Source organism: Amycolatopsis sp. NPDC050768, from assembly GCF_040654155.1.
GTDB lineage: Bacteria > Actinomycetota > Actinomycetes > Mycobacteriales > Pseudonocardiaceae > Amycolatopsis.
The window spans coordinates 41,986-54,692 of sequence record NZ_JBFAHL010000026.1 but is presented as its reverse complement, the minus strand read 5'-3'; the positions used below and the strand labels follow the sequence as shown (position 1 = coordinate 54,692).

7 protein-coding genes are annotated in these 12,707 nt (G+C 70.7%); 1 reads left to right on the top strand and 6 read right to left on the bottom strand.

What is annotated here, in order from left to right:
- Positions 1 to 18 precede the first annotated feature (18 nt).
- The 6 genes from AB0H62_RS46070 to AB0H62_RS46045 all read right to left on the bottom strand — a co-directional run bounded on the left by AB0H62_RS46070 (position 19) and on the right by AB0H62_RS46045 (position 6,744).
- Entirely contained in the window at positions 19 to 753 is a 735-nt protein-coding gene (locus tag AB0H62_RS46070) for a hypothetical protein (protein WP_360592448.1), read from the bottom strand.
- Positions 754 to 807: 54 nt separating this feature from the next.
- On the bottom strand, positions 808 to 2,214 hold the full coding sequence (locus AB0H62_RS46065) for an L-fucose/L-arabinose isomerase family protein (RefSeq protein ID WP_360592447.1): 1,407 nt from the start codon (positions 2,212 to 2,214) through the stop codon (positions 808 to 810).
- Positions 2,211 to 3,224, bottom strand: coding sequence for a substrate-binding domain-containing protein (locus AB0H62_RS46060; protein ID WP_360592445.1), 1,014 nt, complete (start codon positions 3,222 to 3,224; stop codon positions 2,211 to 2,213). Before AB0H62_RS46060 ends, AB0H62_RS46065 begins: the two co-directional genes overlap by 4 nt.
- A gap of 28 nt (positions 3,225 to 3,252) precedes the next feature.
- A complete protein-coding gene (locus AB0H62_RS46055; RefSeq protein ID WP_360592444.1) occupies positions 3,253 to 4,254 on the bottom strand; it encodes an ABC transporter permease in 1,002 nt (333 codons plus the stop codon).
- Positions 4,251 to 5,777, bottom strand: coding sequence for a sugar ABC transporter ATP-binding protein (locus AB0H62_RS46050; protein ID WP_360592442.1), 1,527 nt, complete (start codon positions 5,775 to 5,777; stop codon positions 4,251 to 4,253). The genes AB0H62_RS46055 and AB0H62_RS46050 overlap by 4 nt, the downstream gene beginning before the upstream one ends.
- Before the next feature lie 418 nt (positions 5,778 to 6,195).
- Positions 6,196 to 6,744 (bottom strand): cupin domain-containing protein, encoded by a 549-nt coding sequence (locus tag AB0H62_RS46045; protein WP_360592441.1) that lies wholly within the window; start codon positions 6,742 to 6,744, stop codon positions 6,196 to 6,198.
- Between the two features lie 388 nt (positions 6,745 to 7,132).
- Here AB0H62_RS46045 and AB0H62_RS46040 point away from each other — a divergent pair, with 388 nt between their 5' ends.
- Entirely contained in the window at positions 7,133 to 12,604 is a 5,472-nt protein-coding gene (locus AB0H62_RS46040) for a biotin carboxylase N-terminal domain-containing protein (protein ID WP_360592440.1), read from the top strand.
- Positions 12,605 to 12,707 lie beyond the last annotated feature (103 nt).

Genomic DNA, 12,707 nt, shown 5'->3' with positions numbered 1-12,707 from the left:
GGCTCGCGGCGGGCGGGGTCATCGACGGCGCGGGCGCCGCGGCCGCGGCGGCGGGTGTGGTGCTGGTGTTCTCGCAGTTGTCCGGACCACTGGCCGCGCGCGGCTCGGGCGGGTCCCGGCGCCCGCGTTGCCGCAGACGGCGGCCGACCTCGTGCGCGACGACCCCAGCCGCCGCAGCGCGAGGTGTACGCGACGGTGGTTCGGGCCGAGCAGTTCCTCACGGGACTGCTCGGCGGGGCGGCCGTCGTGGCGGCGGTGTCGGAAGGTGTGCCGGCCGCGGACGGGCGGGCGTCGGCAATCGTGCTGCTCGCCGTGCTGGCGCTGGGATTCTCCGTGCGGGCCCGGCTTCATCCGGCGGTGCGGCAACGGCTTCCGCTGCGCATGGCGGGGGTTGTGCGGGTTCATGGCGCCGGCGGTCGGGCCGCTGATCGCCGAAACCCCGCCGACGGTCGCCGTGCCCACGCTGAAGGTGGCGAGGTTGTGCGGGTTCACGGAGCTGGCGATCGGGCCGCTGATCGCCGAAACCCCGCCGACGGTCGCCGTGCCCACGCTGAAGGTGGCGAGGTTGTGCGGGTTCACGGCGCTGGCGATCGGGCCGCTGATCGCCGAAACCCCGCCGACGGTCGCCGTGCCCACGCTGAGGGTGGCGGCCGCGTTGGTGGCCGCGCTCGGTCTCGTGCACAGCCGGCGCGCGCCGGGGGCGCGGCTCGGGCGATACGCGGAGCTGTTCGAGGTGCTGCTGAGCAGTCTCACCCCGCGCATAGTCACTCTCGGCTCACGCTCACCGCCGCCGTCGGCCGGAAGCGGTCAGCGCGTCCACTCCTCCACGCGCACCCCGAGAAGCTCCGCCGCCACGCGCAGCTCCCGCCGCCGATCGCCCGGGACGGCGTGGATGTGGTTGGCACCGAACCCCCGAAGGAACACTGGCGCCTCGACATCGAGCCGGGCGAACGCGTGCGGCCATTCCGGTGTGGACCGAGCGGCCAACGCCGTGTTCGTGGCGTCGTCATAGCATTCGAACTCGCCCAGCACCAGCTGCAACCGATACGCACCGTCGAGCCGGGTCAGTCGCGCGAGGGTCATCTGCCCCGGCGCCGCGAAGTGCGCGACGGACGCGCCACCGGCGGGAAAGAAGAACACCGAGGGATACAGGTGCACCCGGCCGAGGTTCTCCGCCGGATCGTCGCTGCGGGCGGCGAACCACGTCGCGTGTTGTCCGGAATTGCACAGATCCCACACGTCGCGATCAGGATGGTGGTGCCGGACGTCCGCGAACAACACCGGCGTGCCCGTGATGCGGTGCATCAGCTGCATCGTCAGCGCACCATCCATATCGGACTCCGTGGCGGTGACGTGGACGGCCTTGGGCCCGTTCCAGTCGTACGGGTCGTTGAGCAGCGCCTCCGCCACGTCCATTGTCGCGAAGTTCTCGGTAAGCTCGGGCTGCGCCTTGATGCCCGAGAAGTCCAGGTGCCGCTCGGCCGCGATATCCCGCACGGCCAGGTACCCCCGGATCTGCCGCTCCAGCAACGCGGGCGTGAGCTTCTCCCCGTCATAGTGGACAGTCGCGAACCGCTCCAGCCACTCGCGCCCGCACGCGGCCTCGACGGCATCAGCCTTCTCCGCGCGCAGCACGAGCTCGTACTGGTCGATCTCCTCGACGTCCACTCCGAACTGCCGCATCCACTGATCCGTGTTCGCGACGGCCGTGTTCATCCCCATCGGCCGCCCGCCGAGCCGCCCGAACGTCGAGCCGCGCAGCGACGCCACGGCGCCGGCCGCCCGCGCGTGCACGCCGACGTCGTCGACCAGCGCCGGGTCGTCCGGCGCGCCCCACAACCGCGTGTGGCGGCGGCCGAGCTGGTCCAGGGCGCCGCCCGCGGCGAGCATCCCGACGAGCCCCGGTTCCGCCGGATCGGTGGACGCGACGAGCAGCAACGGCGTCGTCGTCGCGTCGGCCGCCAGCATCGTGAAGTGCGGGAAACTCCAGACGGCGTAGTAGAACACTGTCACGTCCACCGAAGCCGCGGCGACGGACCGGGCGGCCGCGGTCGCCGTGGTGTTGGTGGCCACGAGCCCGCCGCTGATCACGTCGTGGCCGGCGTCGGTGAGGGCGGCGATGAACGAGTCCACTTTGGATCGGATGAACCCGATGTTGCGGCGGTGCACGTGATCGCGACCGTCGGAGATCGCGATGACCCCGATGCGCGTCATGAGCCTTGGTTCAGCTCGGCGTAGACCTGCGCGGCGTTGTCCTTGGTGATCAGCCGCGTCTGCAGGGTCTGCGTCTTCTGGACCTGCCCGCAGTCGACGAGCAGTTTCTTGGCCGCGGCAACGGCTTCCGCCCCGCCGGTCGGGTAGATGAACGTGGCCGAGAGCCGCCCGGCCTCCACCGCCTTGATGCCACCCTCCGGCACCGGGAGCCCGTCGATGCCGACGATCGGCAGCGCCGCCTTGCCCGCGTTCTGCGCGGCGAGCCGCGCGCCCTCGGCCATCGGGTCGTTCTCGGAGAAGATCGCCTGCGCGTCGGGGTGGGCCTTGAGCAGCGCGTCGGCCTGCTGCTGGCCCTTGTCGCGCAGCCAGTCGGCGTCGGCCGTGCCGACGATCGTGATGCCCGAGCCCGCGATGCCCTCGTTGAAGCCGTCGGCGCGTTCCTTCGCCGGCGTCGAACCCGCGAGCCCTTTCAGCTCCACGATCTTCCCGCCCTGCGGCAGGAGGTGCTGCTTGAAGTACTGGCCGGCCTGGCGCCCGATATCCACATTGTCCGCGCCGATGAACGACGTGTACGCGTCACCGTCCACTTTGCGGTCGAGCACCAGCACCGGAAGGCCCTGGTCGTAGGCCTTCTTCACGACGCTGGTGAGCGGCGTCGCCTCATTGGGGCTGATGATCAGCAGGTCGATCTTCTGCGTGAGGAACGTGCTGACCTGCTCCACCTGTTTCGAGTTGTCCTGGGCGGCGTCGGCGAAGTTGACCGTGAACTGCGGGATCGACGCGGCCGCCGTGCGGATGTCGTCGTCCATCCGCACCCGGTAAGGCTCACCGAGGTTCGCCTGGCTCATGCCGATGGTGAACTTCCCGCCCGGCCCTTTGCACGCCTGCGTGGCGGGCCCGGCGCCGGACGACGCCCCGGGCGCGTTCTCGTGCGTGGTGCCGCAGGCCGTGGCCACGAACGCGACCCCGGCGACCGCGAGCGCCAGCCCGCGGCGAGTGGTGGTGGACATGTGAGCTCCTCTTCCCTGGCGAACGTCGCTACGGCCCGGCCTGCGCGCGGCCCGGACGCAGCCGTTGCAGTCCGGCGGCGAACACGATCACCACGCCGACCACGATCAGCTGCACGTTGGAGTCGATGTTGTTGAGCTGGAGGATGTTGTCGAGCACGCCGACGAGCAGCGCGCCCGCCACAGTGCCGAGCACGGTCCCGCGCCCGCCCGAGAGGCTGGTGCCGCCGATGACGACGGCGGCGATGGCGTTGAGCTCGTAGCCGTTGCCATCGTTGGGGCCGCCGAAGTTGAGCTGTCCCGCGTGGACGATGCCGGCGAGCGCGGCGAGCAGGCCGCAGATGCCGAACACGAGCACCTTCACCCGCACCACGGGCACGCCGGAGAGCCGCGCGGCCTTTTCGTTGCCGCCGATCGCGTAGATGTGCCGGGAGAAGGCGCTCACCCGCAGCAGCACCATGGCGAGGGCGGCGACCACCACGAAGATGAGCGCGGGGATCGGCACGGTGCCGTTGAACGTCCGCTCCCCCAGCAGCGAGAACGGGACGGGCGCCTGGCCGGGGCCGTCGCCGTAGGTGATCGACACGCCTTCACCGCCGGACCACATGCGCGCGAGGCCGCGGGCGATCTGCATGCCGGCGAGCGTGACGATGAACGACTGGATGCGGAACCGTGCGCTCGCGACCCCCTGTACCAGGCCGAAACCCAGGCCCAGTGCGAGGATCGCGAGCACGGCGGGCACGAGTGCCCAGTCGTTCGTGGTGAGCAGCTCGGCGACGCCGACGCTCGCCAGGCCCAGCACCGAGCCCACGGACAGGTCGATGCCGCCGACGAGGATCACCAGCGTCATGCCGACGGCGAGGATGCCGATCTCGGAGATGGCGCGGACGACGTTGAGCAGGTTGTCGGCGCCGAGGAACACGAGGTCGCCGTCGTTCGAGGGTGAGAACACGATCGCGGCGGCGAACACCACGACGAGCCCGAAGACGCTCTGGAACCGGAACAGCGTGGCGAGCACCCTGCGGCCGGTCACCGGACGTCGCCCATCGACGCGGCGAGCAGCTCGCCTTCGCCGGCGAGCGCGGTGTCGAGCTCGTGCACGGTCTTGCCGCCGCGCAGCACCACCACGCGGTCGCAGACTCCCACGAGCTCGGCGGGTTCGGACGACGCGAGCAAGATTCCCACCCCGGTTTGTGCGACTTCTCCCAAGATCCGGTAGATCTCGGCCTTCGCGCCGACGTCGACACCTCGGGTTGGTTCGTCGAGTAACAGCAGTTGTGGTTTTGTGAGCAAAGCGCGTCCGAGAACCACCTTTTGCTGATTGCCTCCGGACAACGCGCCGACCGGGTCGGCCAGTGTGCGAAGTTTGACATCGAGCTGTTCGGCCGAGTTGTGCGCGGTTTCGCGCTCTCGGCCGGCGGAAACGATGCCGAAGCGGGCGAGGGCGTCGACGACGGAGAGGACGGTGTTGGCGAGGATCGAGTGGTCCAGCGAGAGCCCGGAGATCCGGCGGTCCTCAGGGACGAAGGCCACGCCGTTGCGGAGCGCGTCTCGCGGGGATCGCGGCCGGTATTCCGTGCCGTTGAGCCGAATTCGGCAGCTGGTGATGGTTCCGGGGGACGCGCCGTAGAGGGTTTCGAGGAGTTCGGTGCGGCCTGACCCGAGCAGCCCGGCGACCCCGACGATCTCGCCGGCGCCGACACTCAGGCTGACCCCCGCGGGTTCACGGCGGCCGGCCTTCGGTGTGACAACGAGTTCGTCGACCACCAAAACGTGTTCGCCTTCGGACGGCTTGGTTTCGGTCGTGAACATCTGCTGCACCGGCCGGCCCACCATCGCTTCGGCGACCTGCGACGCCGTCAGCTCGCGCGCGGCGAACTCGGCGACGACCTCGCCGTTGCGCAGCACCGTCGCCCGGTCCGCGACGCGTCCGATTTCTTCCATGCGGTGGGAGATGTACACCAGGGCCACACCGGCTGTGCGCAACTGGTCGATCACTGTGAACAACCGCTCGACTTCGCGGGGGGAAAGCGCCGAGGTCGGTTCGTCCATGATCAGGATCTGTGCGTTCAGCGACAGCGCTTTCGCGATTGTCACCAATTGTTGTTCGCCGGTGCGCAACCGTTCGACGGGCGTGGTGGCGTCGAGGTCCACACCGGACTGTTCGAGCAGGGCCCGGGTGGCGCGGACCATCCGCTTGCGGTCGAGCACGCCGTAGCGGGTGTGCGGCTCGCGGCCGAGGAACACGTTCTCCGCCACGGAAAGCGCCGGCACGAGGTCGAGCTCCTGGTGGATCATCGCGACGCCGGCCCGCTGCGCGTCGGCCGGGCGGGCGAACCGGACCGGCACCCCGCCGATCCGGATCACCCCCTCCTCGGCGGCCACCTCTCCGGAGAGAACTTTCATCAGGGTGGACTTGCCCGCCCCGTTCTCCCCGAGGAGCGCGTGCACCTCCCCCGCCCACACGGTGAAATCCACCGAACGAACTGCACGCACTCCGCCGTAGGTCTTGCTGACGCCGGCCAGCTCGACCAGCGCGACGCCGTCGTCGCCCATCCCCCTCGATCCCACCGTTCGAGAAATCGATTACCAGCGAAGGTAAGGGGGCCGGCGAGGTGTGTCAAGAGTCACTGGACAACCGGTCGAAAACGAGGGAAACCGGACCGATCGGGACGCACATGTGCGGAAAGCTTCAGCCGAGCAGGCCAACCCGCTACTCCGATCAGTCCACGGCCGGCCAGGCCGGCCGATCACGCCACGACGACGCCCGGAGCTCGGCCAACGCGCCTTACTAGGCTCCAGTTCGGCCAAGAAAACGCGGCACCACCCGCACGGCCCGCAGCCCTGTCCGCGCGCCCGGCCGACCGGCCGGGCCGCCTGATCGCGCTGCGCCGCGGCCTGCCGATCAACACACGCGGGCCAACGCCCCGCAGCTCACACGCCGCAATCCGAAGCGCACCAGCGAGGCACCCCGTCAACCCTCCGTACCGTCAGGTGCCCAATCCCTCGCACCACCCGGAAAATCCACCACCGCAGCGCGCTCCGGCTCCCCCGCGAGGAGCCGCGTCCACACCGGACTCGCCGTGAAATGGTTGTCGAACTCCTCCTGCGTGGCCAAGACCTCCGCCGGATCCGCCGCACCCCGCCGGATGCGGTCGCCCAGGCGGAAGTAGTCGAAACGGTTCTCCCCCGGTGCCTTGACGATCAGCACGTCAGCGCCGGACTCCGCCAACGTGCCCCAAGCGTGCACCACGCCCGGAGGCACCAGCAGGTAGTCGCCGGCGGTCAAGACCACCACCTCGTCGCCGACGAGGACGCGAAGGCGACCGTCGAGCAGGTAGAACATCTCCGGCGCGAGCCGGTGGAAGTGCGGCGGCGGACCGTCCACGCCCGGCCCCAGCGTCGTCCGGACCACGTTCATCACGCCGCCGGTGTCGGCGGCGTCCGCGAGCAGCCACGTCCGGTTCGGCGCGGCGCCCAGCACCTCGGCGTCACTGCTCCGGACCAGTACCGGCTGATTCATCCCGACCTCCTCAGATGACCCATCCACCAGAAAGATAGTACGGCGACGAACTATTCGAAGTCAAACCACATCGGAGGGTTGAACAGCCGGTGACGATCACGCACCGCCCCGGCGACAACCTCGGCCACGCTCCGCACTCTCGCCGTTTCCCCAGTCCGAGCGCCGTACGTTTACCGGGTGGTTTGTGGCAGACCTCGCGCGAAACGTGTCCCCGGCAGTGTGGCCTGGGCAACTTTTTGGCGGGTTCCCACAATGCAGCGGCTCCGGCATGCGCCATGCACGACATTGGTGTACCCGCCGGTAAGGGAGCAGGGTGTAAGCGAAGACAGGCGACGATCCGGATACGGACGTCGCCTGCTGCGCGTGGGTACTTGGGAGGCTCAGTCCGGTGTTCAGTCGTGTCGCCATCGTGAACCGCGGGGAAGCCGCAATGCGGTTGATCCACGCTGTCCGAGATCTTTCCGCGGAGACCGGTACACGGATCGAGACGGTCGCCCTCTACACGGACGCGGATCGGTCCGCGACGTTCGTGCGGGAGGCCGACGTGGCCTACTCGCTGGGGCCGGCCTCGGCTCGCCCGTACCTCGATCTCGCCAAGCTGGAGAAGGCGCTGGTCGAGACGAAGGCCGACGCCGCGTGGGTCGGCTGGGGCTTCGTCGCCGAGGACCCGGCGTTCGCGGAGCTGTGCGAGAAGGTGGGGGTCACCTTCATCGGGCCGAGCGCCGACGCCATGCGCCAGCTCGGTGACAAGATCGGCGCGAAGCTGATCGCCGAGGAGGTCGGCGTCCCGGTGGCACCGTGGAGCCGCGGCGAGGTCGCGACGCTCGAAGACGCGCTGGCGGCCGGTGACAAGATCGGCTACCCGCTCATGCTCAAGGCCACCGCGGGCGGCGGCGGGCGCGGCATCCGCAAGGTGTCCTCGGCCGACGAGCTCACCGACGCCTACGAGCGCACCAGCCAGGAGGCACTGCGCGCGTTCGGCAGCGGCATCGTGTTCCTGGAGCGCCTGGTCACGGGCGCCCGCCACGTCGAGGTCCAGGTGATCTCCGACGGCGAGACGGCGTGGGCGCTGGGTGTGCGCGACTGCTCGGTGCAGCGGCGCAACCAGAAGATCATCGAAGAGTCGTCGTCGCCGGTCCTCTCGCCGGAGCAGACGGCCGAGCTGAAGTCCTCGGCCGAGCGGCTCGCGGTCAAGGTCGGCTACCGCGGCGCGTGCACCGTCGAGTTCCTCTACCACCCGGGCGAGAAGCTGTTCGCCTTCCTCGAGGTGAACACCCGACTGCAGGTGGAACACCCGATCACGGAGATCACCACCGGCACGGACTTGGTGCGGCTGCAGCTGCACGTCGCGTCGGGCGGAAAGCTCGAGGGCGAGCAGCCGGCCGAGCTCGGCCACGCCGTGGAGGCGCGGCTCAACGCCGAGGACCCCGACCGCGACTTCGCCCCGTCGCCCGGACACATCGCGCGGCTGCTGCTGCCGGCCGGCCCGGGCATCCGCGTCGACACCGGCGTGAGCGAAGGCGACACGATCCCCGCCGACTTCGACTCGATGATCGCCAAGATCATCGCCTACGGCCGCGACCGCGACCAGGCGCTCGCCCGCCTGCGCCGCGCGATGTCCGAGACGACCGTGATCATCGAGGGTGGCGCCACCAACAAGAGCTTCGTGCTCGACCTGCTCGACCAGCCCGAGGTGATCGACGCCAGCGCCGACACCGGCTGGATCGACCGCGTCCGCGCCGAAGGCCGCCTGGTCACCAGCAAGCACTCCGCGATCGCGCTCGCCGCCGCGGCCATCGAGGCCTACGAGGACGAGGAAGAGATCGCCCGCGTCCGGCTGCTCTCGACCGCGCACGGCGGCCGTCCGCAGGTGCAGTTCGAGAGCGGCCGCCCGCTCGACCTGAAGCTGCGCGGCGTCGCCTACCGCGTGAGCGTCGCGCGCATCGGGCCGAAGCGCTTCCGCGTCGGCATCAGCGGCGGCGGCGACGTGCACCCGGCCGACGTCGAGATCGAGCGCTTCGACTCCCACAGCGGCCAGATCACCGTGAACGGCACGCGGTTCCGCCTCGTCGCCGCCACCCACGGCCCGATCCACCTGGTCGAGGTCGACGGCATCACCCACCGCGTGAGCCGCGACGAGGGCGGTGTCGTCCGCTCCCCCGCGCCCGCGCTGGTGGTCGCGACGCCGCTGTCGGTCGGCGACGAGGTGGACACAGGAGCCCCGATCGTCGTGCTGGAGAGCATGAAGATGGAGACGGTGCTGCGCGCGCCGTTCCGTGCTCGCGTGCGGGAGCTGCCCGTGTCGGTCGGCAGCCAGGTCGAGACCGGCGCCGCGCTGATGCGCCTCGAGCCGCTGGCCGACGAGGACGAGGCAGAGGAAACCGCCGACGCCGGCGAAGTCGTGGAGATCGAGCTGCCCGCCGAGCCCACGGCCGCCTCCGCCGCCGACCGCGCGGCCCGTGGGCTGCAGGACCTGCGCGGCCTGCTGCTCGGGTTCGACGTGGACCCGCACGACCAGCGCCGCACGCTCGCCGGCTACCTCGCCGCGCGCGCAGAGCAGGGGGCGACCCGGCCGCTCACGGGCGAGGTGGAGCTGCTGGGCGTGTTCGCCGACCTGTCGGAGCTCACGCGCAACAAGCCGGCCGGCGAAGACGTCAGCCCGGCGAGCCCGGTGCACAGCGCCCGCGAGTACTTCCACACGTACCTGCAGAGCCTCGACGTGGAGCGAGCCGGGCTGCCCGAGACGTTCCAGGCCCGCCTGCGCCGCGTGCTCGGCCACTACGGCGTGGCCGACCTGGAGCGCACACCGGAGCTGGAGGAGGCGGTCTTCCGCATTTTCCTGGCCCAGCAACGGGCTTCGTCGGACGTCGCGATCGTCACGGCGCTGCTGCGGCAGTGGCTCACGGAGGCGCCGCCCACCGGCGACCTGCGCGAGGAAGCCGGCCTGGCGCTGGAGCACCTCGTGGCCGCCACGCAGGTGCGCCACCCGGCCGTGAGCGACTTCGCGCGCGGTGTGGTGTTCCGCTGGTTCGCCCAGCCGCTGCTGCGCCGCGCCCGCGCCGAGGTCTACGCCGAGGTCCGCCAGAGCCTCAAGCACCTCGACCGCAACCCGGACGCGGCGGACCGCGCGGAGCTCATCGCCGGCATGGTGTCGAGCTCCGAGCCGCTGGTGCGGCTGCTCGGCCAGCGCATCGGCCGGCCGGGCACGGATCCCGCGCCGCTGCTGGAAGTTCTCACCCGGCGTTACTACGGCAACAAGAGCCTGTCCGAAATCGAACGGCGCGAGGTCGCCGAGTGTGTGTTCGTCACCGCGGAGCACGCAGAGCCCGCCCGGGTGGTCACCACGGCCGTCGACTTCGCCCACCTGCCCGCCGCCGTCCGCGCCGCGGGTGAGCTCGCGAAAGACGCCGGCACGTACGCGGTGGCTGACATCTACGTGACGTGGGCCGACCAGCCCGACTCCGACGCGATCGCCGCGCGCCTCGGCGAGGTCATCGCCGCGCAGCCGCTGCCGGAGACGATCACGCGCATCACCACCACCGTCGCCGGAGGCGGCGGGGCCGTGATGCACCACCACTTCACGTTCCGCCGCTGCGCTGAAGGCTTCGCGGAAGACCGGCTGATCCGCGGCCTGCACCCGCGTGTGGCCGAGCGGATGCAGCTGCAACGGCTGCAGGAGTTCGACCTCACGCGCCTGCCTTCGGCCGACGAAGAGGTGTACCTGTTCAAGTGCGTCGCGCAGGCCAACCCGGCAGACGAGCGCCTCGTCGCGATGGCGCAGGTGCGCGACCTGACGCCGCTGCGTGAGGCCGACGGCCGGCTCGTGTCGCTGCCCGCGGCCGAGGACACACTGGCCGCGTGCCTCGACGCGATCCGCAACGTGCAGGCGCAGCGCCCGGCCCGGAAACGCTTCGACACCAACCGGATCGTCGTTTACGTGTGGCCGCCGAGCGACCTCACCATGGACGAGTTGAACCTGCTCGCCCAGCGGGTGCTGCCGTCGACGGCGGGCGCGGGCCTGGAGGAGATCCAGTTCCTGGCGCGGCGGCGCAACCCGGAGACGGGCGAGCTGACCGAGCTGGCGGTGACGATCCGCAACGAGGTCGGCTCCGGCGTCCGGCTGACGGTCGGCGAGCCTTCGCACGAACCGGTGCAGCCGCTGGACGACTACCGCCAGAAGGTGCTGCGCGCGGCTCGCCGCGACACCGTCTACCCGTACGAGCTCACCGACATGCTGGCCGGCGAGGGCACGTTCACCGAGCACGACCTCGACGACGCCGGCGCGCTGGTGCCGGTCGACCGGCCGAAGGGCCGCAACAGGGCCGGGATCGTCGCGGGTGTCGTCTCCACGCCGACCGAGCGGGTGCCCGAGGGACTCACGCGGGTGGTGCTGCTGGGCGACCCGACGAAGTCCCTCGGCGCGCTCGCGGAGCCGGAGTGCGCGCGGGTGATCGCCGCGCTGGACCTCGCCGAGCGGATGCGGGTGCCGCTGGAGTGGTTCGCGCTGTCGGCCGGGGCCAAGATCTCCATGGACTCCGGCGTGGAGAACATGGACTGGGTGGCGGCCGCGCTGAAGCGGATCGTCGAGTTCACGCAGGCGGGCGGCGAGATCAACATCGTCGTCGCCGGCATCACGGTGGGCGCCCAGCCGTACTGGAACGCCGAAGCGACGATGCTCATGCACACCAAGGGAATCCTGGTCATGACGCCGGATTCCGCGATGGTGCTCACGGGCAAGCAGTCGCTCGACTTCTCCGGCGGCGTGTCGGCCGAGGACAACTTCGGCATCGGCGGCTACGACCGCGTGATGGGCCCCAACGGCCAGGCGCAGTACTGGGCGCCGAACCTGGCGGGGGCGCGCGACGTGCTGATGTCCCACTACGACCACACCTACGTGGTCCCGGGCGAACCCGGCCCGCGCACGGCGGCGACGTCGGACCCGGTGAACCGCGACGTGTCGGACTTCCCGCACGCGATCGTCGGCAGCGACTTCACCACGGTGGGCCAGATCTTCTCGGCCGAGCACAACCCGGACCGGAAGAAGCCGTTCGACATCCGTACGGTGATGCGCGCGCTGTCCGACCAGGACCACCCGGTGCTGGAGCGCTGGGCCGGTATGGGAGACGCGGACACGGCGGCCGTGCAGGACGTCCACATCGGCGGGCACCCCGTGTGCCTGCTCGGCATCGAGTCGCGCTCGGTGCCGCGCCGCGGCTTCCCGCCCACCGACGGCCCGGACACCTACACCGCGGGCACCCTGTTCCCGCGCTCGTCCAAGAAGGCCGCCCGCGCCATCAACTCCGCCAGCGGCAACCGTCCGCTGGTGGTGCTGGCGAACCTGTCGGGCTTCGACGGCTCCCCCGAGTCCATGCGCAAGCTCCAGCTGGAGTACGGCGCCGAGATCGGCCGCGCGATCGTCAACTTCGACGGCCCGATCGTCTTCACCGTGATCTCCCGCTACCACGGCGGGGCGTTCGTGGTGTTCTCCAAGGCGCTCAACCCGAACATGACGGTGCTCGCCCTGGAGGGCTCCTTCGCCTCCGTGCTGGGCGGCGCACCGGCCGCCGCGGTGGTGTTCTCGGGCGAGGTCACCACGCGCACGGCGAACGACCCGCGGGTCTCCTCGCTGCAGGCGCGGCTGGGCGAGCTGAACGGCGCCGAACGCGCGGCCTGCGCGGCCGAGCTGGCGGAGGTGCAGTCGTCCGTACGCGCCGAGAAGCTGGGCGAGGTGGCCGCCGAGTTCGACCGCGTGCACAGCATCCAGCGCGCGGTGGAGGTCGGCTCGGTCGACGCGATCGTCAGCGTGACGGACCTGCGGCCACGGATCGTGGAGGCGATCGAGCACGGGTTGAAGCGCTGAGGTTGGTGTTTTAGGGAAACGCCGGGTCCTGGATGGGGTCCGGCGTTTTCTTTGTCCTCAGTAGACGGAGGCGGAAACGCCGGCCACGTGCGCGCTTACGCCG

What these genes read in the sequence shown, in the direction of transcription:
- AB0H62_RS46065 (WP_360592447.1), bottom strand. Translation starts at nt 2,214, where the DNA reads ATGACGCGCATCGGGGTCATCGCGATCTCCGACGGTCGCGATCACGTG.
- AB0H62_RS46060 (WP_360592445.1), bottom strand. Translation starts at nt 3,224, where the DNA reads ATGTCCACCACCACTCGCCGCGGGCTGGCGCTCGCGGTCGCCGGGGTC.
- AB0H62_RS46050 (WP_360592442.1), bottom strand. Translation starts at nt 5,777, where the DNA reads ATGGGCGACGACGGCGTCGCGCTGGTCGAGCTGGCCGGCGTCAGCAAG.
- AB0H62_RS46045 (WP_360592441.1), bottom strand. Translation starts at nt 6,744, where the DNA reads ATGAATCAGCCGGTACTGGTCCGGAGCAGTGACGCCGAGGTGCTGGGC.